The 22285-nt window shown below is 53.9% G+C and carries 25 protein-coding genes and 1 pseudogene; 14 read left to right on the top strand and 12 right to left on the bottom strand.

Annotated elements, in window-relative coordinates:
* Window positions 1-357, top strand: a pseudogene (locus tag MVD07_RS04875) (hypothetical protein); the annotation flags it as partial.
* A gap of 10 nt (window positions 358-367) precedes the next feature.
* Here the strand turns inward: MVD07_RS04875 and MVD07_RS04880 are convergent.
* The 5 genes from MVD07_RS04880 to MVD07_RS04900 are packed head-to-tail and all read right to left on the bottom strand — an operon-like array spanning window position 368 to window position 6783.
* Window positions 368-1345: an ABC transporter ATP-binding protein gene (locus tag MVD07_RS04880; protein ID WP_297499273.1), complete on the bottom strand. Its 978-nt coding sequence runs from the start codon at window positions 1343-1345 to the stop codon at window positions 368-370.
* A gap of 4 nt (window positions 1346-1349) precedes the next feature.
* Window positions 1350-2330 carry an ABC transporter ATP-binding protein gene (locus tag MVD07_RS04885; RefSeq protein WP_297499275.1) on the bottom strand — a complete coding sequence of 327 codons (981 nt, stop codon included), beginning with the start codon at window positions 2328-2330 and terminating at the stop codon, window positions 1350-1352.
* Complete coding sequence (locus MVD07_RS04890; protein WP_297499277.1) at window positions 2323-3525, bottom strand: ABC transporter permease; 1203 nt, start codon at window positions 3523-3525, stop codon at window positions 2323-2325. Before MVD07_RS04890 ends, MVD07_RS04885 begins: the two co-directional genes overlap by 8 nt.
* A gap of 10 nt (window positions 3526-3535) precedes the next feature.
* Entirely contained in the window at window positions 3536-4537 is a 1002-nt protein-coding gene (locus MVD07_RS04895) for an ABC transporter permease (protein WP_297499279.1), read from the bottom strand.
* A gap of 50 nt (window positions 4538-4587) precedes the next feature.
* A complete protein-coding gene (locus tag MVD07_RS04900) occupies window positions 4588-6783 on the bottom strand; it encodes an ABC transporter substrate-binding protein (protein WP_297499281.1) in 2196 nt (731 codons plus the stop codon).
* A 171-nt stretch (window positions 6784-6954) separates the two neighbouring features.
* On the opposite strand from MVD07_RS04900, the gene MVD07_RS04905 reads away from it, so the two are divergent.
* Complete coding sequence (locus MVD07_RS04905) at window positions 6955-7200, top strand: Lrp/AsnC ligand binding domain-containing protein (protein ID WP_297499314.1); 246 nt, start codon at window positions 6955-6957, stop codon at window positions 7198-7200.
* Window position 7201: 1 nt separating this feature from the next.
* Here the strand turns inward: MVD07_RS04905 and MVD07_RS04910 are convergent, their stop codons facing one another.
* Window positions 7202-7531, bottom strand: a complete 330-nt coding sequence (locus tag MVD07_RS04910; protein WP_297499283.1) for a signal recognition particle protein Srp19 — start codon at window positions 7529-7531, stop codon at window positions 7202-7204.
* A gap of 56 nt (window positions 7532-7587) precedes the next feature.
* Here MVD07_RS04910 and MVD07_RS04915 point away from each other — a divergent pair, with 56 nt between their 5' ends.
* Together MVD07_RS04915 and MVD07_RS04920 are read left to right on the top strand one after the other, a co-directional pair.
* Complete coding sequence (locus MVD07_RS04915; RefSeq protein ID WP_297499316.1) at window positions 7588-8211, top strand: DUF257 family protein; 624 nt, start codon at window positions 7588-7590, stop codon at window positions 8209-8211.
* Entirely contained in the window at window positions 8204-8965 is a 762-nt protein-coding gene (locus MVD07_RS04920; protein ID WP_297499285.1) for a tRNA (adenine-N1)-methyltransferase, read from the top strand. Before MVD07_RS04915 ends, MVD07_RS04920 begins: the two co-directional genes overlap by 8 nt.
* Here the strand turns inward: MVD07_RS04920 and MVD07_RS04925 are convergent.
* Window positions 8952-9143: a hypothetical protein gene (locus MVD07_RS04925; RefSeq protein ID WP_297499287.1), complete on the bottom strand. Its 192-nt coding sequence runs from the start codon at window positions 9141-9143 to the stop codon at window positions 8952-8954. The genes MVD07_RS04920 and MVD07_RS04925 overlap by 14 nt on opposite strands.
* A 175-nt stretch (window positions 9144-9318) precedes the next feature.
* Between MVD07_RS04925 and MVD07_RS04930 the strand changes: the two genes are divergently transcribed.
* Window positions 9319-10182, top strand: a complete 864-nt coding sequence (locus MVD07_RS04930) for a sulfide/dihydroorotate dehydrogenase-like FAD/NAD-binding protein (protein WP_297499289.1) — start codon at window positions 9319-9321, stop codon at window positions 10180-10182.
* Between the two features lies 1 nt (window position 10183).
* Window positions 10184-11638, top strand: a complete 1455-nt coding sequence (gltA, locus tag MVD07_RS04935) for an NADPH-dependent glutamate synthase (protein WP_297499291.1) — start codon at window positions 10184-10186, stop codon at window positions 11636-11638.
* A gap of 226 nt (window positions 11639-11864) precedes the next feature.
* Here the strand turns inward: gltA and MVD07_RS04940 are convergent, their stop codons facing one another.
* Together MVD07_RS04940 and gcvH are read right to left on the bottom strand one after the other, a co-directional pair.
* On the bottom strand, window positions 11865-12203 hold the full coding sequence (locus tag MVD07_RS04940) for a hypothetical protein (RefSeq protein ID WP_297499293.1): 339 nt from the start codon (window positions 12201-12203) through the stop codon (window positions 11865-11867).
* Window positions 12204-12247: 44 nt separating this feature from the next.
* Window positions 12248-12652, bottom strand: coding sequence for a glycine cleavage system protein GcvH (gcvH, locus tag MVD07_RS04945; RefSeq protein ID WP_297499317.1), 405 nt, complete (start codon window positions 12650-12652; stop codon window positions 12248-12250).
* 108 nt (window positions 12653-12760) lie between these two features.
* Between gcvH and MVD07_RS04950 the strand changes: the two genes are divergently transcribed.
* Both MVD07_RS04950 and MVD07_RS04955 read left to right on the top strand, forming a co-directional pair.
* The gene (locus MVD07_RS04950; protein WP_366078463.1) at window positions 12761-13909 is read left to right on the top strand and encodes a cation:proton antiporter; all 1149 of its coding nucleotides are present in this window, start codon (window positions 12761-12763) and stop codon (window positions 13907-13909) included.
* A gap of 122 nt (window positions 13910-14031) precedes the next feature.
* The gene (locus MVD07_RS04955; protein ID WP_297499321.1) at window positions 14032-14505 is read left to right on the top strand and encodes an arginine decarboxylase, pyruvoyl-dependent; all 474 of its coding nucleotides are present in this window, start codon (window positions 14032-14034) and stop codon (window positions 14503-14505) included.
* Here the strand turns inward: MVD07_RS04955 and MVD07_RS04960 are convergent.
* Complete coding sequence (locus MVD07_RS04960) at window positions 14502-14999, bottom strand: hypothetical protein (RefSeq protein ID WP_297499295.1); 498 nt, start codon at window positions 14997-14999, stop codon at window positions 14502-14504. The two genes, MVD07_RS04955 and MVD07_RS04960, sit on opposite strands and share 4 nt — an antisense overlap.
* A gap of 107 nt (window positions 15000-15106) precedes the next feature.
* Here MVD07_RS04960 and speE point away from each other — a divergent pair, with 107 nt between their 5' ends.
* From speE to MVD07_RS04985, 5 genes are all read left to right on the top strand, one after another.
* Window positions 15107-15955 carry a polyamine aminopropyltransferase gene (gene speE / locus MVD07_RS04965; protein ID WP_297499323.1) on the top strand — a complete coding sequence of 283 codons (849 nt, stop codon included), beginning with the start codon at window positions 15107-15109 and terminating at the stop codon, window positions 15953-15955.
* A 4-nt stretch (window positions 15956-15959) separates the two neighbouring features.
* Window positions 15960-16946 (top strand): hypothetical protein, encoded by a 987-nt coding sequence (locus MVD07_RS04970; RefSeq protein WP_297499297.1) that lies wholly within the window; start codon window positions 15960-15962, stop codon window positions 16944-16946.
* Entirely contained in the window at window positions 16879-17493 is a 615-nt protein-coding gene (locus tag MVD07_RS04975; RefSeq protein WP_297499299.1) for a hypothetical protein, read from the top strand. Before MVD07_RS04970 ends, MVD07_RS04975 begins: the two co-directional genes overlap by 68 nt.
* Before the next feature lie 442 nt (window positions 17494-17935).
* Window positions 17936-18748 (top strand): hypothetical protein, encoded by an 813-nt coding sequence (locus MVD07_RS04980; RefSeq protein ID WP_297499301.1) that lies wholly within the window; start codon window positions 17936-17938, stop codon window positions 18746-18748.
* A gap of 48 nt (window positions 18749-18796) precedes the next feature.
* On the top strand, window positions 18797-18943 hold the full coding sequence (locus MVD07_RS04985; RefSeq protein WP_297499303.1) for a C2H2-type zinc finger protein: 147 nt from the start codon (window positions 18797-18799) through the stop codon (window positions 18941-18943).
* A 66-nt stretch (window positions 18944-19009) separates the two neighbouring features.
* Here MVD07_RS04985 and MVD07_RS04990 read toward each other — a convergent pair whose 3' ends face one another.
* Both MVD07_RS04990 and MVD07_RS04995 read right to left on the bottom strand, forming a co-directional pair.
* On the bottom strand, window positions 19010-20008 hold the full coding sequence (locus MVD07_RS04990) for a cell wall-binding repeat-containing protein (RefSeq protein ID WP_297499304.1): 999 nt from the start codon (window positions 20006-20008) through the stop codon (window positions 19010-19012).
* 54 nt (window positions 20009-20062) lie between these two features.
* Window positions 20063-20740, bottom strand: coding sequence for a metal-dependent hydrolase (locus tag MVD07_RS04995; RefSeq protein WP_297499325.1), 678 nt, complete (start codon window positions 20738-20740; stop codon window positions 20063-20065).
* Window positions 20741-20905: 165 nt separating this feature from the next.
* Here MVD07_RS04995 and MVD07_RS05000 point away from each other — a divergent pair, with 165 nt between their 5' ends.
* A complete protein-coding gene (locus MVD07_RS05000) occupies window positions 20906-22282 on the top strand; it encodes a CoA-binding protein (protein ID WP_297499327.1) in 1377 nt (458 codons plus the stop codon).
* The last annotated feature ends 3 nt before the right edge of the window (window positions 22283-22285 follow it).

Here is a 22285-nt window from a genome sequence, read left to right on the forward strand (position 1 = left end):
AGGGAGAAAAGGGTGTCCCATATCAGACAGTGGAACGTCCTCAGGATCATAGGGATACCAACTGGCCACAGCAGGCACGTCGCAACCGAGGAGAGGCTGGGAGAGATTGAGAGAGAGAACTCCTTCGGGCTTGCCCTCCTGAAGGGCATTACCGGGGTTAATTCCCCAGAGGAGCTTGAAGGCATTCCAATAGTCGAGGAGGGCATCGCCTACAGAAAAATCTGGGTCGAGGCGGGAGAGGTCAAAAGCCCAACCGGGAAGGACGCCGTCTACACAGGCCTTCTCAAGAAGGATCCGGTGTTCAGAACGGCTTTCTTCTCGGCACTCTTCAGGGATGCGCTCCTTTCAGGGAAATGAAAGAGAGGGCTCAGGCCTTCCCGTAGAGCCAGCAAGCAACGTAGTGGTCCTTTTCGACCTCGACCAGCGGCGGTTCCTCTTTGTCGCAGAGGCCGGCCTTGGCAAAGGGGCACCTTGGGTGGAAGCGGCAGCCGGAGGGTGGGTTTATGGGGCTTGGGGGCTCACCCTTTACCTCCATCCTCTTTTTCTTCCTCGCGAGCTCTGGGTCGGGTATCGGTATGGCCGAGAGGAGCATCTGGGTGTAGGGGTGGAGGGGGTTATCGAATATCCTCTCAGCAGGGCCGACCTCGACGAGCTTGCCGAGGTACATAACGCCCATCCTGTGGCTCATGTACTTTACGACACCGAGGTCGTGGCTTATGAAAAGGTATGAGAAGCCGTGCTTCTTCTGGAGGTCTTTGAGGGTGTTGAGGATGTTGGCCTGAACCGAGACGTCGAGGGCCGAGGTGGGTTCGTCCAAAACTACGAAGTCCGGCTGTAAGGCGAGTACCTTGGCGAGGGCTATCCTCTGTCTCTGCCCTCCCGAGAACTCGTGGGGATAGCGGTAGAGATGCATCTCGTTGAGGCCGACGCTCTCCAAAAGCCTTATGACGAACTCCTCGGGGTCGTCCACCTCTATCCCGTGGAACTTCACGGGCTCCATTATTATGTTAAAGACGGTCTGTCTCGGGTCGAGGGAAGAATAGGGATCCTGGAACATTATCTGGGCGTGCCTCCTGAACCAGAGCATCTCCCTGCCCTTAAGCTGGGTAACGTCCTTCCCGTTGAAGACTATCTTCCCCTCTGTCGGTTCGATGAGGCGGAGTATCGTTCTTCCGGTTGTGGTCTTTCCGCAGCCGCTCTCGCCGACGAGGCCGAAGGTCTCACCGGGGTATATCTCGAAGCTTACCCCGTCAACGGCCTTCACCCAGCCGATCGTCCTGAGGAGGCTCTTAACTGGGAAGTACTTTCTCAGGCCTTCAACCTTGAGTACTGGCTCCATCGTCATCACCTCAGTAGCGGTGGCAGGCCACCCAGTGGCCGGGCTCTATCTCCTTGAGCTCGGGGACTTCCTTCCTGCAGCGCTCTTCGGCAAAGGGACATCTCGGGTGGAAGCGACATCCCTTTGGAGGGGTTATAAGGTTTGGGACCGTCCCCGGGATGCTCTCAAGCTTCTCTATCTTCTTGAGTGGGTTTGGAACCGCTCTGAGCAGTGCAACCGTGTAGGGATGGAGAGGGTTGTGGAATATCTGATCAATGCTCCCTATCTCAGCCACCTTTCCCGCGTACATGACCACGACGCGCTGTGCTGTCTCGGCAACGACACCGAGGTTGTGGGTGATGAGCAGAACCGTCGCATTGTACTTCCTCTTCAGCTCGTTGATAAGCTCAAGTATCTGAGCCTGAACTGTAACATCCAAGGCCGTGGTCGGTTCGTCAGCTATGAGGAGCCTTGGATTGTTGGCTATACCGATCCCTATGACTACCCTCTGCTTCATTCCACCGCTGAGCTCATGGGGGTAGTTCCTAACGCGGTTCTCGGGGTCAGGTATGAGAACCTCCCTGAGAATGTTAACGGCCCTTCCTATGCCCTCCTTTATGTTCTTGACCTTTCCATGAACTTCCATTGCCTCACCTATCTGGTAGCCGACCGTGTAGAGCGGATCGAGAGACGAGTGAGGATCCTGGAAGATGTAGGCTATCTCGTTGCCCCTTATTTCCCTTATCTCCTCATCATTCAGCTTGAGAAGGTCAACCGTTGAGCCATCGTCTCTGTGGTAGAGAACCTGCCCGCTGACTATCCTTCCAGGGCTCTCTATGAGCTGTGTCAATGCCCTCGATGTTACACTCTTTCCACAGCCTGTTTCACCGACCAGGGCCAGTGTCTCACCGCGGTATATGTTAAAGGAGACGTCCTCTATCGCCTTGACGACGCCGGCGTAGGTGTAAAAGTAAACTCTGAGGTTCTTGATTTCTATGATCGGCTCAGGCACTGGACTCACCTCCCTTGGACTTCTTCTTGAGTTTGAACTCAAGGCTCCTCCTCGTCCTCGGGTCGAGGACGTCCCTGAGACCATCTCCAAGGAGGTTCCAGCCGAGGACGACGGTGACGATGACTATCCCCGGGAAGGCGACGAGCCACCAAGCTTGGGGGAAGTACTGGGAGCCCTGGTTGATGAGGTTACCCCAGTCGGGTATTGGTGGCACCGCACCGAGGCCGAGGAAGCTCAGGCCCGCCTCGGTTAGGATAACCCCCCCGAAGTCCATGGTTATCATAACCAGGATAGGGCCGATTATGTTGGGGAGTATATGCCTGAAGAGTATCGTCCTCGTCGGCAGGCCGACCGCCCTTGCGGCCTCAACGTAGAGGTTCTCTTTCTCAGTCAGCGTCGATCCCCTGGACACCCTTGCATAGCCCGGCCACCAGACTATAACGAGGGCAACGAAAACGGCGAGAAGCTTTCCGAGGTTGTTGACGTCCCTCGCGTGCAGGGCAAAGAGCTTAAGCATGAGCGTCTGGGCCCAGGTGTGAGCGTTAAGGAAGTTCTGTATCCTAGTTGGCAGGACAGCCGAGAGGGCTATGGCCAGTATGAGCCCGGGGAAGGCGAGGAACATGTCGGTTATACGCATTATCGTCTCGTCGACCTTACCACCGTAGTAGCCCGAGATGAGGCCGAGGATGATCCCTATCGTCGGGCCTATGAGTATGATGAAGATGTCGAGCACAAAGGCAGTCCTAGCTCCTGCGAGAAGTATGCTGACTACGTCCCTTCCGTAAACGTCAGAACCCAAGAGGTAGTGAATGTTTGTTGTGTAGTGGACGATGTATCCGTTCTCTATAGTGGTCACGTTGAGGAAGTACGTCGACCCCGGTGGGGCTAGCTGGGTGGAGAAGTTGTAGTTCACTGGGAAGAAGTCATAGGACCATGGGGCCATGTAGGGGCCGAATATTCCCAGGATGATGTAGATTATGACTATAAAAAGGCCGAGTAGGGCAGGGGGAGAGCGGTTCATAGCGTAGGCCATGAGCTTCCATTCCTTTATCTTGGACTGATTTCTCCTCCTCCAGTCCTTCTTGAAGATATTGATGAAGGAGGCAAAGGCGTCTATTATCCTGTCGCTCACCCTGTCGAGTATCGTCATTTCGTACTCTTCCCTAGCCTCGAGCTCTTCAACCTTCTCTGACATCGTGACCACCTCAGAATCTCACCCTCGGGTCTATAATCGCGTAGAGTATGTCCGCTATCAGGTTAGCGGTGACGAAGACTATTGCGTAGAGGAAGGTGACGCCTATCAAAGCGGGAAAGTCGAGGTACATTATCGCTTGGAGGGCGTAGCGACCTATTCCCGGGAGGTTGAATATCGTCTCGGTGATGGGCGTCCCGGCCAGGAGGCCACCGAACTGGAGGGCCAGTATTGTGATGACCGGGACGAGTGCGTTCTTCAGGACGTGGCGATAGAGCCTCCCCTTTGGAACCCCCTTGGCCTTCAGGAAGAGCGTGCTGTCCCTGCTGTAAGCCTCAAGGAAGGAGTTCCTAGTGAACCTCATGAGCACGCCCGCTGCAGCTATTCCGAGCGTAAAGCCCGGAAGCCAGAAGCGCTCGACCTGCTGGACGAAGTTGCTCCAGTCCAGGGTCAGGAGTGCATCTATGACCGGCACGTGGGTTATCTTGTGCGGTGGGCTTGGCGGTATTCCAGCGAGCGTCGTAGTGCTCCAGTGAAGGAAGAACAGCCATATGAAGAGGTAAGCTATGACGTAGATTGGCGTCGAGATGAAGATCAGGGCCAGGATCCTCAAGGTCATGTCGGTCGCCGAGTTTCTCTTGAGGGCGGATATTATACCTAGGGGAAGCCCTATTATTACAACGAAGAGAAAAGCAAAGAGTGCCAGTTGGAAGGTCACTATAAAGCGATTACCTATGTTAGTAAAAACCGGCTCCTGATTCAAGGGGTCGAGGAGGCTGTTTGTAAAGAGACCTTTAACCAAGAACCAGTACTGGTCGTACCAAGGCTGGTCAAGGTGGTATTCCTTCTTTATCATCTCAACAGCAGCCTGGGAAGCCTTCTCACCACCAGCCCAGGCCTTCACGGGGTTTGCAGGTATGACGTAGGCAATAATGAAAACAATCAGAGTTACACCTATCAACGTCGGTATGAACGTTAAGCCCCTTCTCACCAGGAATTTTCCAAGCCCTGCCACCACAGTTCCCTCCGTGGAGATTTTAAAGGAAAAGAAAGAAAACTAAACCTTCAGCCGGATATTACCTTGTAGTTCAGGCTGTCGAAGACCACTGCACTCTGGAGGAATGGACCAACGTAGTCGTCCGGGTCGAGGAAGTCCGGGGCCCATCCAACTATGTAGACGTCGAAGTCACCACTGGCAGTTTTGCTGAGCAGTGTAGGCCATGAGAGTGGAGTAACCGATACCTTGAAGCCGAGCTGTCCCCAGGTGTTCTGTAGGAGCGTTGCTATCTTCTCACGCTGGGTGTTTCCGGTGTTGTAGTATATCGTCAGGGTGTAATCCTTCGGATTAATTCCAGACTTCCGGATAAGCTGGAGGGCCTTGGCGAGGTTGTACTTGTACTTGATGACGTTGTACCCGGTGTAGCCGAGCCATCCAATCGGTATCGGGCCGTAGTTCGGAACCATGTAGCCCTTGTAAACGGCGTTGTATATCTGCTCGTAGGGCGTTGCCCAGGCCAGCGCCTGCCTGACGAGCTCATTGTTGAGTGGTTTCTTGGCGGCATTGAGGACTATGAACACCATGTCGGGCGTGACAAAGGAATCGATCTTGGACTGGAACTTGCCGAGAGTGAGGCCCTTGACGGCGTTGAGCCTGTCCACTGGAACGGCCGCTATGTCCGCAACCCCCTTCTGGAAGAGGCTTATGCGCGTTGTTGCATCGCTTGAGATGATATAGATAACCCTCTTGGTGACGACGTAGTTCGGATACTTCTGCTCAAGCTTGCTCCATACGCTGGCGTTCCAGTAGTAGGGGTTCCTCTCGAGGACTATGTAGCTGTTCTGCTTGGCCTCTTTGATGTAGAACGGCCCGGTGAAGACGCCGATCATGTTGTCTTGGAGCATTGTGTGTATAGGATCTTTTGAACCCGGCTGGACATACTTACTCCAGACCCAGGGCTTTCTGCCCCAGTCAGAGGCCTTCATGGCCTCCTCGTACTTGTCCCCGAGCATATACTTGGCCGGAATCACCATGAGGTATGGATCGGCCAGAACGCTGAGGATACCTCCGTATGGGTGCGGAAGGACGAGCTTGTAGACACCGGCGGTCGGTCCGGAGTAGCCGAAGAAGCTGAGGAGATCTTTGAGGCTCTTAACCTCCTTGGTTTTGCCGTTGAAGTCCGCTATTACGCCGCCATTCTGGAGGATCTTCTCAAACTCGCTGTCGCTCATAGCATAGCTCTTGTTGAGGTCGGTGTAAGTGGCGAGCATCCAGTTGACCGAGTAGCCTGCCCTGAGGACACGCCAGAACTCAAATTCAACGTCGGTTGCGTTGATAGTGTAGGTTGTTCCACTCTTCGGGTCGTAGGCCTTAACGCCGCCTCTTATGACGAAGTACCAGACGGTTCCGTCCTTGTTGTGGGCCCATGCAACCGCGAGGTCGGGTGAGACCTTCTTGGTTTCGTTCTCCCAGTAGGTGACGAGCGTGTCGCCGACGTTGTGGTAGAGCGCCCACCCAAAGGTCTCGTAGTCAAAGGCCGGATCGAAAGAGCTCGGCCAGCCGAAGGTTGCTTCGACTATCGTTCCTGGCTCGTTCTTGTAGTTTCCTATCCCTATCGAGACGCTCGGAGCGTTCTTATCCTCCATAACGAGATCCCAGCGCGGTGCTAGAACCGGGTTGTAGTACCAGTTGTGCACCCAGTTCCAGTAGACACGGGCCGCCTTGGCGTCACCCAGGATTATCTCGGGAACCTCTCTGTTGGCGAGTATGTATAGGGCATTGTAGAGAGCCCCCCTGATGTTGGGGTCGGTGACCTTCCTAGCGAGCTGTATCAGGGCGTCCATCCTGGGGTCGCGGAGGAAGGCGGGGTTTATCTGTCCAAACCCCTGCTGGTTCTTCATCAGCTCCTGAATGGTCGGGGTCTTCTTCATGTTGGCTTTGTAGGAGACCACAATGACGGGCTTGTTCGGTAAGCCTGAGACCTTGGCACCGCTTCCCTCGGGCCCGACAACGACGACGTATTTCTCGGTGTTAATAACTGTGGCGTTGGAGAGGTGCGCTTCAATGTATTTTACTGCCTCCGAAGAGGCTACACTCACGCTTGAGGAGGTCGTCTGAGTTGCCTGAGTCGTGGAGGACGTTCCACTTGTTTGTTCGATGGTTGTGGTGGTGCCCTTCTGGCCACCACCTATACATCCACTGGCCGCTACGCTAAAAGCGACCAAAAAAACGACTAACAGGGCCAGAGTCGTTTTAGCCCTCATTTTGTTCACCTCTGAGCAGTGAGGCGTATCATGATACCACCCACCCATAATTAAATCTTTCGATGCAACTATTATCACAATGATAAACATTTAGACAGATGAACCACCTACGAAAAGCTTAAATGAGCAGGAGGACAAATAAGAAACGAGAAAACTCCGACGGTGATGGCCATGGTCAGGGCGTATGTTTTGCTTACGGTAGAAATAGGGAAGGTCGAGAGCGTCATTGAGGCGCTCAAGCAGATACCGGGTGTTACCAAGGCCGATGCAGTGACCGGCCCCTACGATGCGATAGTCCACATAGAGGCCAAAGACCTTGGTGAACTGACCAGAAAGATACTCCACGACATCCACAACATAGACGGCGTCATAGACACGACGACCGCAATAGTTGTCGAAGTGGAAGAAGAGGAGTGAACTACCTTCTCTTCCTCCTAGATTTGCCCTTTGCCCTAGTCCGGGCTCTAAGCTCTCTAATCTTCTCTGCTATGAGCTTAAGGGTCTTGCCCTTTCCGTAGGGGCTCTCCACGACGAGCATTCCCCTAGTCCTGAACTCCTCGTCAAGTCCCGAGAGCCTTGGGTTCAGCTTTTCCGGGACCTTTTCAACGACTTTGAAACCAAGGCTCAGCACTGCATCCTCAACCTCTTCAAGCCCTGGGGAATCAACCGCAACGCTCTTCTTGACCGCCCTCCCATACTTCCTGCTCAGGCGTGCGTCCAGCTCGTTTGGCCATAGGACAAATCTCATTCTCCCACCCGACAAGGTTAAAAGACCGGGCGTTAAAAACCCTTCCGGTGGAAAAAATGGAAGGCATCCTTGAGAAGCTCCTCCTAGGGGAGGCCCTCAGGGGTGACATGGTCATACTCGAATACTCCTCTCTCACGCCGGTGGAGAAAACTGCGTGGGGCAAACTCGTTCCGCTCCTCAAGGCCAATGGAAACCTCGTGATAACCGACTTCTTCGGCGTAGGCGATGCCCTCTTCAGGAAATACCTCAGGAGGCTCCCGGGAAAGACCTACTCCGAGTTTGTGGAGCTGGTAAAGGACGTCAAGGTCATCAAGATAGGCCCTGGAGCCACAACCTACGGGGACATACTGGACGAGATAGTCCCAACATACGACCCCCACATCTTCCTGAAGAACTACCACGCCGTGATGAGCAGGATCAGCAGGCTACCCCAGAAGCCCAAGTTCCTGATGAGCTTTGGTCTGAGCCACTACGCCCGCTTCAACCCAGATGGAGCGCTAAAATCCATAATCACCGCGGTCACGAACATCCCTATGGAGGACCTCATAGGGGTTCACCTCGTCAACAGGGACATAATCTCCAGGGAGAACCTTGCGGTCTTCGAGGAGATAGCAACCTTTGTCCTAGACATCAGCGATACCGAGGTGCGGATTCTCAAGGACGGTGGGATCGGTGATTGAGAGGGGCTCCCCAGTTCTCCTGATAGACCTGAGGGGCAAGCGCTACCTCGTTAGGGCCGAGGAGAGGGAGTTTCATACCGATTTGGGGATACTCCGGCTTGGAGAACTCATAGGGAAGCCCTACGGGACGAGGATAGCGAGCCATAGGGGAAGGACCTTCGTGGCCATAAAGCCGAGCATCAACGACATCATCGCCAAGATGAGGAGGGGCCCCCAGATAGTCCACCCAAAGGACGCTGGGATAATAATAGCTTACGCGGGCATCTCTCCGGGCGATACGGTAATAGAAGCGGGAGCAGGAAGCGGGGCGCTTACCCTTTTTCTGGCCAACGCCGTCGGTCCGTCTGGAAAAGTAATCAGCTACGAGGTGAGGAAGGACTTCTACGAAATAGCAAAGGGAAACATAGAACTGGCGGGCTTTTCCGACAGGGTCGTCTTGAAGAATAAGAGCATATATGACGGAATAGACGAGGAGAGTGCCGACCACATAGTGCTCGACCTCCCCCAGCCTGAAAATGTGCTTCAGCATGCGGTTGACGTTCTACGGTCCGGTGGCTACTTTGTCGCATACACGCCCTGCTCGAACCAAGTTCACCGCTTCTACAGAGCCCTTGAGGAGTTCGGGGGACAGTTCCTGAGGGTCAAGACCGTGGAGGTTCTCGTAAGGGAGCAGGAAGTCAAGAGGGAATGCATAAGGCCGAAGACGACTATGTTAGCCCACACCGGCTATATCACTTTCCTCAGGAAGCTGTAGGCTCGTCCTCGGTGTAGAGGAGGTATGCGAAAAGCCAGGCAGCTACCATGACCGCGACCGAGACCGGGAGGGGGTCCTCCATGACACTCCTGAGAAATCTCACGTTACCGTACAAAATTGGCAGGAACATCCCAAGGGCTGCAGCGACCACTGAGGCCAGATAAACGGCCCTTCTCATCGTACCACCTCTCCCCCTTATCCACGTGGCTTAAAAGTGTTTCCTTCACCTTTTAAAATCTCACCCCGAAATCCCTTCGGGGTTGTTAACCAAAGGTTGAACACATCTTTATAAACACCTAAGGTGTACTTCTCCCAGATGCTCAGCTTTGAGCTCATGCACGGAGGTGTTCATTGTGGGGTACAGGATACTCGACAAGAAGGAGCTCGCGATGAAGGAGATGTGGTACAAAATCCACGCGCCACACGTGGCCAGAAAGGTTCAGCCCGGGCAGTTCGTCATAGTCAGGGCCTTCCCGAACGGTGAGAGAATTCCCCTCACACCAATAAGGTGGGACAGGGAGGAGGGCTGGATAGAGCTGGTCACCTTCGTCCGCGGGAAGACGACCCTCAGGATGGCCAACGAACTGAAGCCCGGCGATGAGCTTCTCAACGTAGCCGGCCCGCTCGGGAACCCTGCCCCAATGAAGAAGTTCGGGAAGATACTGGCGATAGGCCTCATAACTGGAATGGTTGAGGTCTTCCCGATAGCGAGGGCGTGGCAGGAGATAGGGAACGACGTGACAACTCTCCACGTTACCCCAGAGCCGATGGCAATCCTCAAGGAAGACTTTGAAGAGAGCGTTTCGAGGCACATAGTTGAGGACTACCCACTCCAACCCGGATGGGGTATGAACGAGATTGCCCAGGAGCTCGTTAGGAGGGCTGTTGCAAAGGTCAGGGAGCTCCTTGAGGACGAGCACTGGGATCTGGTCTTCATAGTCGGTCCCGCCGGTGGCCAGAAGGCCGTTTTTGAGGTCGTCAGGGAGTACGGCATACCGATGGAAGCCGACCTGCACCCGATAATGGTAGATGGAACCGGCATGTGCGGCTCCTGCCGTGTAACCGTCGACGGAGAGGTCAAGTTCGCCTGTATAGACGGCCCCGGATTCGATGCCTACAAGGTCAACTGGGATGAACTCATACACAGGGTCGGCTTCTACACTGACATGGAAAGGAGGGCCCTTGAGGAGTACCTCAAGTCCCTGAGGGGTGAGTGAGATGGCGAGGAGGAAGAAGCCGAAGCTCATCAAGGAGAGGGTTCCAACCATAGAAAGACCTCCAGAAGAGAGGATTCACGACTTCAAGGAAGTTAACCTAGGTTATACCTTCGAGCTTGCAGTTAAGGAGGCTGAGAGATGTCTGCAGTGTCCTGCCGAGTACGCCCCGTGCATTAAAGGCTGTCCGGTTCACATAGACATCCCCGGCTTCATAAGCAAACTCGTCGAATACCGCGACAACCCGGATAAGGCTGTGAAGGAAGCTTTGAACGTCATCTGGGCCTGCAACTCGCTCCCAGCGACAACAGGTAGAGTCTGCCCGCAGGAAGACCAGTGCGAGAAGAACTGCGTCATGGGCAGAGTAGGTGACAAAATAAACATCGGCAAGCTCGAAAGGTTTGTAGCAGACTACGCGCGCGAGAAGGGCATAGACGAGGAACTCCTCTTTGAGATAGTCCCCAAGATAGAGAAAATGGGCCAGAGCGTTGCAATAATCGGTGCAGGCCCGGCGGGGCTTACGGCTGCTGGAGAGCTGGCTAAGTTGGGTTATGATGTTACAATTTACGAGGCCCTCCATGAGCCTGGGGGAGTCCTGATGTACGGTATTCCCGAGTTCAGACTCCCGAAGGAAATCGTCGAGAAGGAAATCGAAAAACTGAGAAAACTCGGCGTTAGAATCCTTACAGACCACATCGTTGGTAAGACGGTAACCATCGAAGAGCTCCTTCAGGAGTACGACGCGGTCTTCATAGGCTCGGGTGCCGGGACTCCAAGGCTCGTTAACGCCCCTGGAGTAAACCTCAACGGCATCTATACTGCCAATGAATTCCTTACCAGGATCAACCTAATGAAGGCCTACAGGTTCCCAGAGTATGACACACCGGTCAAGGTTGGGGAGAAGGTCATTGTCATAGGCGCCGGAAACACAGCGATGGACGCGGCGAGAAGTGCGAGGCGCTTTGGAGTGGAGGTTACCATCGCCTACCGTCGCGGTGAGGAGGACGTCTCGGCCAGGGAAGAGGAGGTAGCCCACGCAAAGGAGGAGGGCATAAAGTTCGTTTACTTCGTCAATCCCGCTGGCTTTATAGGCGACGAGAACGGCAACGTTAGGGCTGTTAAGTTCGAGAAGATGAGGCCCCTCGAGGAGAGGGACGCGAGAGGAAAGAGGAAGATAGAGGGAACTGGAGAATACGTGACGATAGAGGCAGACACGGTCATTATAGCCATCGGAAAGCACCCGAACAGGCTAATCATAAACACTCCAGGGCTTAAGGTTGAGCGCGGTAAGATAGTCGTCGACGAGAACATGATGACGAGCATTCCGGGTGTTTTTGCGGGCGGAGACGCGATAAGGGGCGAGGCGACAGTTATCCTAGCAATGGGCGACGGTAGAAAGGCCGCAAAGGCCATCCACGAGTACCTCACGAAGAAGAGGGAAGAGAAAGCTAACGCCTGATTTTCTCTTTTCCTCCCAACTTCTTTCCCAATAGTTAACTACTGGGGCAGAAGTTATTAAGGTGTCGGGCAGATTAATGGTGGTGATGGCGACCCCTGGAGTGGCTGAGGAATGATGAAGGGCATACTGACCGAGCCAAACGCTTTTAACTTTCCGATTCCACCTTAAAACGAGCGATGACGACCTCTAGGGTATCTGAGGGGATGATGAAAAAAGAGAGCTGAGCTCATTCCTCCAGCTCCTCAATTTCCTCAAAGATTTCCTCGAACTCCTTGAAGTCCTCGCTCTTTGCTAGAAGCGTGACGAACTCGTCTATCTCGGCCTTCTCAAGGAAAGCCCCAGCCAGGAGCTTCCCTGTGTAGCGGTTGTTTTTAATCTCCCAGAACATGTAGAACTCCGGAAAGTTCCCCTTTATCTTCCTATAGGCCACGCCGTACTTGGATTCCTTCATTGGGTTCTGTTCGATGTAGAAGTGCCCGGGTTCGACCTCTATCATGTGGAGGAGCGCTCCCCCTTTGGCCTTCACGAGCTTGACCTTAACACTCCATTCCTTCAGAACCTTCATGGAAACCACTGAGAAGAATAGGAGAAAGGGTTCTTAACCCTTCCTCAGAGGCTTTCGAGGTATTTGGCATAGGCCCCTGCATCCATGAGTTCCCTGAGTTCTTCCTCAAGGTTGCTCGGCTTGAGCTTGGCAATCCAGTTCCCGTAGGGATCTTCGTTTAGAAGCTCGGGTGAATCCTCAAGCTCTTCGTTGACCTCTATGACTTCGCCGCTCACCGGGGCGTAGACCTCGGAGACGGCCTTGACGCTCTCAATCTCACAGAGGAGATCGCCCTTGCTGACAGCCTTCCCGACTTCGGGAAGCTCAACGTAGGCCAAATCACCGAGCTCCTTCTGGGCGTAGTCGGTTATGCCAACTAGGACTGTTCCGTCCTCAAGAACCTGGGCCCACTCGTGATCCTTGGTGTAGTAGAGGCCCTCTTTGACCTTGTATTCGCCGACCTCAATCATGAACATCACCGCTCGGTATAACAGGCTTGACCATTTAAACCTTTCTCGAAAAGGAAAGGCTTATATCTCCCCCCCAAAAAGAGAGAGTGAAGTTTTGAGGAGGGCGATGTGGTGCAGATAATCGGCTACGTCATGATCATCATAGCGGTGGGCAGGTTTCTGGCCGAGATCTTTGAGAGACTGGGCTACCCCGGACTGGTGGGGGAGATAACGGCCGGTTTCATCCTTGGCTACTTCCTTAGTGGAGCGCCGGCGAGTGAAATGAACCTCCTTGCGGAGTTCGGGATATTCTTTCTGATGATATCCGCAGGGCTGGAAATAACCCCTGAGGAGCTTCACGTCGGAGGTAAGAAAGCCCTTCCAGCTTATCTGATAACCCTCACTGTGATGCTCCTCCTAACCCTCCCAATGACCAATTACTCCCTTGGAGCCGGCAACCTGCTAGCCGCATCAATACTGGCCGTTGCGAGTGCACCTGTAGTCGTCAGGCTCAAGAGGTTCTTCGGCGAGGACTACCTCCACGTGGCCCTCTCCTATGCCATAATAAGTGAGGTAACAATATTGATCCTCGTCTACGTTCTTGCGGGATTTGAAACTGCACCTAGCTTCCCAAAGCTCACTCTCCTCCTGGGGGAACAGGGCCTCTTCATAGGCGCAGTTCTATACTTGAACTACAAGATCGGGATCCAACACAAAGTCTGGCTCATGACGCAGCTCAGAAAACTTAGGAGCGACGAGGCCGTCTTCGGTCTCTTCATGATATTTGCATCCCTTCTCGGCTTTATCAGCGAAGAGGTGGGAATGCACTTCACGATAGGTGGCTTTCTAGCTGGCCTGATACTCCACAGCGACCTTGTCGGGACAAAACAGTACGAAAGGCTGAAAACCATACTGAGCGGGGTTACAAGCGGTATATTCGCCCCTATCTTCTTTGCCTGGCGTGGAATGAACTTCAGGGCTGAGGTAACTCTAACCATTCTCTACTTCTTCTTGGTGATATATATCGTCCGCTTCGTTCTCAGCGTGATGTTAACTTGGGACGGCTCCGGAGTAAGCTCAGTCGCCAAGGCAACGGGGCTGGTTAGCTTTGGGATACTCGGACTTCTAGTGGCTGATCTCGGGAACAGATACGGCGTTCTTAACGGCGTTCTCTATTCAACAACTGCCTTCACCTCTGTTGCCGGAATTTTCATGGCCGCGACCGTGGGGAGAACCCTAACCCTGTTCGGAGAAAGGGGAAAAGCCAGTAGGGAATAAAAGTCAGATGGGAAATACCCAACAAAGTTTAAGAGGCCCAAGAGAGAGTTTTGCCTTTCCCGAAAGCTTTATAAGCAGTCTACTGAGCGGTGGAGTAGTTAAAAGGGAGAGGGGTGGTGGAGATGAGTTGGACAACTCCCAAGAGGGCTTTCATGGGTGCTGCGGCCGCCGAGGGCGGAACCAAGCTCAACGCCTTTGACAACGCCCTCCTCAAGCTGGGAATAGGTAACGTTAATCTGGTCAAGCTAAGCAGTGTCATCCCCGCACACATTGAGTGGATGGAGAAAGTCCACGATGTTCCGATAGGGATGCTCCTTCCGACGGTGTACGCACACATTGAGAGCGACGAACCTGGAATGACCATCAGCGCCGCCCTTGGCGTGGGGATAAGCCGTAACAACGAGGGTGGCCTGATCTACGAGTACGCCGGCTACTGCACGAAGGAAGAAGCGGAGAGGGTAGTGAGGAGAATGGTCGAGGAGGGCTTCGCCAACCGCGGTTGGGAACTGGGGGAGTTCAAAGTCGCGGGCGCGAGCATAACCGTGAAGGAGAAACCGGCCGCAGCCGTTGCAGTCGTCGTCATGTTCCCGTACTAAACCCGGGAGAATTCAACAAGGAGGAACTTATCTTTTCCAGCTTTTTTGAAGGTGAAGTTGTACCTGACCTCCCCTTTTCTTGCCCAGACCCCTATCATCTCGCCCTCGGAAGTTGGCTGGACATTCATCCACAGTATCTCGTAGCCGTGCCTCCTGAGGTTCTCCCTGAGGTTACCTTTTATCATACTGCCGGGCCCAAGGACAGCACTTCCTGACTTCTTACCCTCAAGGAAGCGCCAGATATCAAGGAAAAGCCTGTAGGGATGAGAATCTTCGGCGGGGTATATAAAGAGTAACTCCCCGTTCGATGTGAGGCGGAGAAAGTGGTGGGAGCTCTCGAAGATGGAGACTGTTGCGTTCACTTCCAGCTGGCCGCTGTTGTTCCTGATCTCACCCACAACGTGGGGGACACCGTACTTTAGGGCCTCCTCTATCTGGGGAGAGAGCTCCTTAAGGACTTCTGTAAGTTCCTTCTTCAACCTTACCTCTGTCATCGTTCCTAAACTTTGAATGGTGCTTAATAACTTTTACCTTTCCGAGTCCGAGTTGGCGAACCCCAAGTTTTAAAACCCGATGCCCTACCTAAGCTCAGGTGGGAAACATGAGCTACAACGAGGAGGAGATGGCTTTTATCGAGTGGTATCCAATGGGCTACGGCGTCGGCTTCAAGGTCATGAGACGCCTACTAGAGCTTCAGACGAAGTACCAGAGGCTTGAGCTCTACGAGACGGAAGGTTTCGGCAAGCTGCTTGTTCTGGACGGCACGATACAGCTCGTTGAGGTTGGAGAGGAGAGCTATCATGAGGTTCTCGTACACCCGGCCCTCCTGGCGCACCCGAATCCCAGGAACGTTCTGATAATAGGCGGGGGCGATGGGGGGACCCTGAGGGAGGTTCTGAGACATAAAACTGTTGAGAGAGCTACGATGGTCGAGATAGACGAGATCGTCGTTGAGGTCGCAAGGCTGTATCTGGACATTGCGGGAGGAGCCTTTGATGACCCGAGGGCAAAGGTCATCATTGGAGACGGCGTCAAATACCTTAAGGAAAACGATGGGAAGTTCGACGCAATAATAGTCGATTCAACTGACCCGGTCGGTCCGGCAAAGCTGCTCTTCTCGGAGGAGTTCTACAGAAACGCCTACGCGAGGCTCAACAACCCGGGAATATACGTTACCCAGGCCGGAAGCGTTTATCTCTTCACCAACGAGCTCCTCGACGCTTACAGAGCCATGAAGAAGGTCTTCGATAGGGTTTACTACTTCAGCTTCCCTGTGATAGGCTACGCCTCACCCTGGAGCTTCCTCGTGGGCGTAAAGGGGAGCCTAGACTTTACGAAAGTAGACCTTGAGAGGGCCAAGGGGCTTGAACTTTACTACTACGACCCGGAGAGACATGAAACACTCTTCCAGATGCCACGTTACGTCAGAAAACTCCTAGAGGGGCAGTGAGAAAGTGCTTTCCCAGAGGAAAAAAAAGCTCCTAACCGCAACTCTAACCATTGGGATAACCGCCTACCTGATATATCGGGTCTATTCCGAGGCGTCCAAGATAGAGATCAGGTCCTCACAGCTCCTCTCCCCTTATCTCTTCCTGGCCCTCCTCCTCGGTATTGCTGGTTACCTGATATACACCACCCTGTGGCACATCTACCTCACCCACCTCGTGGATGTAGAGTTCAAGCGTGTCCTCCTCGCGAACCTCTCGGGGACGTACCTCTCTTTCTCCTTCAACGCGGCGATTGGGACGCTTATCAAGGTGAAGTTCATAGGGGCGAGCTACTTTCAAGTTCTAGCAACGAACCTCGCAGGGGTTGCAACCGAGCTAATGGTGGGTTCTGCAATGCTGGTCTTCCTGATGCACGACTGGGGGGCCCTCCTGACCTTCCTCTTCTTCCTCCTCACTTTTATCGCTGACAACCGGGTATACCATGTCCTCGTCCCCGTTCTCTCAAGGATCAGGGCGGGGGGCATCTCCGAGGAGTTCTACGCCGGCTGGCATGCGGCCAGATCCAGAGCAGACAGGGTTCTCGCGGCGCTCATCCTGGGAGCATTGCTCATCCTCATAAACGCCGGCGTCCTTATGAGCGTCGGGATGGCCTTCGGCATCTCAATTCCCCTGGGCGATGCCATTAAGGCGATACTGTACTCGACGGTCCTTGGGAGCGTCCTCGGGACTCCAGGGGGGATTGGAGGGAACGAACTTGGTGTCCTCATGGCAATCGGCAACACAGGCCTGAACGTCCTCATAGCCTTCACCTTTAAGTTCCTCAACCAGTACCTCTTCGCTCTCGTTGGAGCGGTTGCCTTCTACCGCTCCGTCCTGACAGAGGTTGGGGTAAAAGACTTAACGGATGAGGGGAAAGGGAAATTGGATGAAAGCCATGAAAGAAGTCCTGAGGGAAGTGGAGAAGAGAATAAAGAAGCTGGAAGCCGAGCTTGAGCTCCTCGAAGAAGACCTTGAGAGGGCCGAGATGGAGAAAAAACCGCCAAAGACAGAGACTCCTTCGGTTTATTACTTAACGTTCATGGCTTTCTGGGCGGGTGGTGGGCTGGTCATCCTAGCGTACATGCGGAGCAGGCTTGCCCCCACCGTTACTGTCCCAATCGGCCTTTACGCTTTGATAGCCCTTGTAATCTTCCTCCCACCTTTCCTGTACCTCCTGATGAGAAAACAGGAGAAAGAACCGGCAGTCGAGAGGATTTCGGCCCTCAGACTTACCCTTTCAGGCTTTTACAGGCCACTGAAAAAGGCGCTTGAGGAGGATGACAGGAAGGCGCTCACGAGGATAGCCGATAGACTCCTAGACGACCCGAGGCTTGCCTCAGCAGTGGAGCTCGCAAACGAGGGGGATGCAAAGATGAACGCCTATGCCTTGTACTTATACGCCCATTACTCACCCGAGCTTAGGGAGGAAGTCGAGGAAGCCCTCAAAAAGATGACCAACAAACCACTGAGGACCCTCCTCTCAAGCCTCATCCGGGACTGATCTCCTCCTTGCCGTAAACGGCGAGGGTTTGGCTTAACTCTTCGCCAACGGGAAGATTTACGAGCCCATCATCCCCTCCTCCCGCGAGTTTGGTTCAGCCCGAGAGCCCGGGCCGGGCCCGTTACCCCTATCGGAGTGGTTCGGGGTTATCATTCCAAAGGCTACTCATTGAGTTTCAAACCGCTCAAGAGCGGTTCTTGAGAGGACGCTTAACAGTGTCAACCACTCCAAGGAGGGGTGGTAACGCGAAATCTCTCCTCTCATCGGGTTGCCCTTGAGTGACTTCTCCTGGGCCTTAATAGGCCGCAAACATTTTAAAGGGGTTCCGATGGTTTAAAGGGCTGTTGGGCGGTTTACTACATCCTCACCTAAAGGGTAAGGCTTTCAAGAGGAAAAGGTAATGTTATAACGCCGTTCACCGTTTCTGAATATTGGTGAGAGAATGAAGTTTGAGGTCCTTACCAAGGAGGACATGAACGCCCTCTCAAGGGAGCTCAGCCAGGCGGGGATAATGAACAGGACTGCGGAAGAGCTCTCGCGCGAGATTTCCCACTATATCGTCATAGAGGGAACCTACGCCGGGCTCCTTGAGAGGGCCGATGGAATAGAGCCCCTGGAAGAGTACCTCGAAGCCCTCCGCTCAGCCTACGATGAGCTACTCTCCAGCTGGAGACCGGGCGAGGAGAGGCCCGCCGAGAAGCTCTTTGACGAGTCTGACCTCGGGAAGCTTATGCTAGTCTCTGCCCTCATCGAGGCAGGTTCAATAGAGGAAGAGGACGGAAGGTTCGTTCTCAGGGAAAAGCCACCGCTTGACGTCCTGAGGATTGAGGTACGCTTCCCGATAGATGAAATTGAGGAATACCTTGAGGAGATCGACGAACGCTTCAATCCGACGATGGTAACGGAATACACCCTTGAAAAGCGCTACTGCGTCGAGGTTCTTGAGGTCGAGAGGAAACTCATAGAGGAGGCCCTTGATATAGCTAGGGAATACGCAACTGAGGAGAGCATGGTCGGGGCGACCTTCGACGGCATCGCTCGCTCGGTTCTGGCGGAGAAAATCCTTAAGCTGACCGAGAAGCACAGGAAGAAGAACGAGCTCATCGAAGCAGTAATGGAGATGGAACCTATAGTCGTCAGGGGCGGGAGCGGGAGGGTCAACATCTACTACGATGAGGATGCGGTTGAGGATTTCCTCAAGACCCTCCAAACGCTGGGCTATATCAAGGTCAAGGGCAACAGGGTATGGGTTTAGCAAACTTTAAAAGATGAACGGAAAACGGCTCATCGGGGGGTGGAGGAGATGGCGGTGTTGAAAGCCATTAGAGTCAGAGACAGGGACGGGGAGATATTCTTCCGTTGCCCGCGCTGTGGTATGGTCTTCCGCGACGCAAAGTCCTTTACGAGGCACGTCAACAGGGCCCACGGCCATCTCTTCCGCAGGAAATGAAAGGAAAAACGGGATGAAGAGAGCTAGGGCCCTGAAAAGTGATGAGCGGAGGGCTTCCCCGACCGCTCACTCCCTCATAACTATTTCTTTTGTGAGCCTGACTATGAAGGTCTTCCCGACCTTCTCCCTCTCGACGAGCTGTTTTTTCTCAAGCTCCTGGATGATCCTACTTATCGTCGGTCTCGAATAACCGGTGAGCTCGGGGAGCTCTTCCTGCTTTACGATACCGCCCCTTTCGAGAATAGCCTTCACGACTATGCGCTCTTTCTCCGTCAGAACCTCTATCGGAACCTTATTGGCTGACCAGTGCTTCTTAGCATAATAGAGGGACGCCGGGACGGCAACACCGATCGAGACTATCACCGCTAGAATGACGAGGCTCCAGTTGGTTCTCTCCGGCACGGTGGAAGTCGGAACGCTTATCGTTATACTCTCCTTCACCCAGTAAGTCTGATAGCCGAGGCGTTCAAGCTGACCCTCTATGCTCTTTGACATACCTGCACCGATAAGGACAACGAGCCTCGGGTGTAGTCTCTTGAGGGCATCCACAACCTGGGTGGAGAGGTTGTTCTGAGCAGTGAGGAGGAGGGGGTAGTTGTAGGCCATCGCCCACCTCGCCGCGGCTAGGGCCGAGCCATAGTCGCTGGCGCTCGCTATGATGACTGTCTCAGAGCCCTCCGGATAGAACTCCTCAGCTAACTTGACGGCCGTGTCGACTCTCGTTGCCCCTCCAAGCCTCGTCACCTGAAAGCCGAGGTTTATAAGCTGCTCCTGAACCTTCTGGCTTATGGCCTGGTAGTCACCTATGACGAGAACCTTGTACCAGCCAAACTGCTCATAGCTCTGGAGCTGGGCCATCGTCGTGTAGTCTAGCTCCTTCGGATTAACCGGAAGAATCGGGACGCCAAGGAGCTTGGAATAGGGGAGGGCAACTATATAGTCAATGAGATTGTCGTTCCTGACTATTATAAGGTCGTACCGAGGCTCTCCAGCCGCATGAACAGCCGGAAGGAGCGAAGGAATGAGAATTAACAGCACGATGAAAGCCAAGACCTTTCTGCCCATTTCACCACCTGAAAAGAAGATAAGAAAAGGCTCTTAAAAGGTTTTTGAGGAAGCTCAAAGCTCAAGCTCCTCACCGGGTTTGAGGATTACCACTTCAGCCCTGTCGCCGACGAGCCTTTTGAACTCCTCCGGGTCAGCTGAAATCGGCGGCCAAGTGTTGTAGTGCATCGGGACGACTTTCCTCGGCTTGAGCAGTTCCACGGCCTTTGCCGCTTCCCTCGGCCCCATCGTGAAGTGCCCGCCTATCGGTAGCAGGGCAACGTCAATCGGCCCGTAGAGTTCGCTGAACAGGGCCATGTCAGAGAACACGAAGGTATCGCCGGCGTGGTAGATAGTTTTTCCGTCGAGCCTGACTACGAAGCCCGAGGCGTTGCCTATGCTGTGAATTCCATCGCTGCTTGAGTGCCAGGCCGGAACCTGAACGATAAAGACGCCATCTATCTCAGTTGGCCCGTAGTTCATCCCCACCGTCTCGATCCCGCCGTCGGCCTGCTGGCTGATGTAGTTGGCCACGTCATACATGGCAACAATCTTGGCATCGGTTCTCTTGGCTATCTCGACTGCATCGCCGATGTGGTCGCCGTGGGCGTGGGTGACCAGAATAAGGTCTGCCTCAAGCTCTTCGGGCTTTGCAGCCGCCTGCGGGTTGCCGCTGAGGAAGGGGTCTATCAGGATCTTCTTGCTCCCCTCGATGTAGAAGGCGGCATGGCCTAAAAAGCGCACCTTCACCACGTTCATCACCTCAAACTTAAAATAACACGAGCTTACTTAAACCTTTCGATGGCTCAAAAAAGCCCATTGATGCACTTGTTGGGCTCAGCGATGCTCCAACCATCTCCGATGTCCGTTTTGGGAAAGCTTATATACGATTCGGTGGAGGTTTAAACGGTGGGGCTTATGGATTTAGACTACTTCTTCAAACCGAAGGGTATAGCCGTGATCGGTGCATCGAACGATCCGCTGAAGCTCGGCTACGAGGTCTTCAAGAACCTCAAAAAATACAAAACCGGAAAGGTCTACCCCGTGAACGTCAAGGACGAGGTAGTTCAAGGCGTTAAGGCCCACAGAAACGTGAATGACATCCCGGAAGAGGTAGACCTTGCGATAATCATCGTGCCCAAGCGCTTCGTAAAGCAGACCCTGATAGACTGCGGCGAAAAGGACGTTAGAGGAGCTGTCATCATCACTGCCGGATTTGGAGAGACCGGCGAGGAGGGCAAGAGGGAGGAGCGCGAACTGGTAGAGATTGTCCACAGGTACGGCATGAGGCTCATCGGCCCGAACTGTGTCGGCGTTATGAACACCCGGGAGGATATGAACGCGACCTTTGTAATGGATGCCAAGAAGGGCAACATAGCCTTCATCAGCCAGAGCGGGGCTTTGGGAGCGGGAATAATCTACAAGACTGTGAAAGAAGGAATAGGCTTCTCCAAGTTCGTGAGCGTTGGCAACATGGCCGACCTCGACTTCGCGGAGCTCATAGAATACCTTGCCAACACCGAGGAAGACAGAGCCATAGCGCTCTACATTGAAGGAGTTAAGGACGGGAGGAAGTTCATAGAGGTTGCGAAGCGCGTCACCAAGAAAAAACCTGTCATAGCCCTAAAGGCCGGAAAGAGCGAGAGCGGAGCCAGGGCGGCCTCAAGCCACACCGGTTCCTTAGCCGGAAGCTGGAAGATTTACGAAGCTGCCTTCAAGCAGAGCGGAGTCCTGATAGCTGAGACAATAGACGACATGCTCAGCATGGCGCGCGCTTTTACCCAGCCCCTGCCCAGAGGAAAGCGCGTGGCGATAATGACCAACGCAGGAGGCCCGGGAGTTTTGACCGCTGACGAGATAGACAAGCGCGGATTGAAGCTGGCGAACCTTGAGGAGACAACTGTTGAGGAGCTACGCTCTTTCCTTCCTCCGATGGCTGCCCTAAAGAATCCCGTCGACATGATAGCCTCAGCCAGAGGAGAGGACTACTACAGAACGGCAAAGGCCCTCCTCCAGGACAGGAACGTTGACATACTCATAGCGATATGCGTCGTCCCGACCTTCGCAGGAATGACGCCGACAGAGCACGCGGAGGGAGTCATCAGAGCCGTTAAGGAGGTAAACAACGGGAAGCCCGTTCTCGGTCTCTTCATGGCTGGATACGTCAGCGAAAAGGCCAAGGAGCTCCTGGAGAAGAACGGAATACCGAGCTACGAGAGGCCGGAGGATGTAGCCGCTGGTGCCTACGCACTCGTCCAGCAGGCGAAGAACGCGGGAGTTCTGGAAGAGGACTGACTT

The sequence above is a fragment of the Thermococcus sp. genome, from assembly GCF_027008145.1.
GTDB lineage: Archaea > Methanobacteriota_B > Thermococci > Thermococcales > Thermococcaceae > Thermococcus.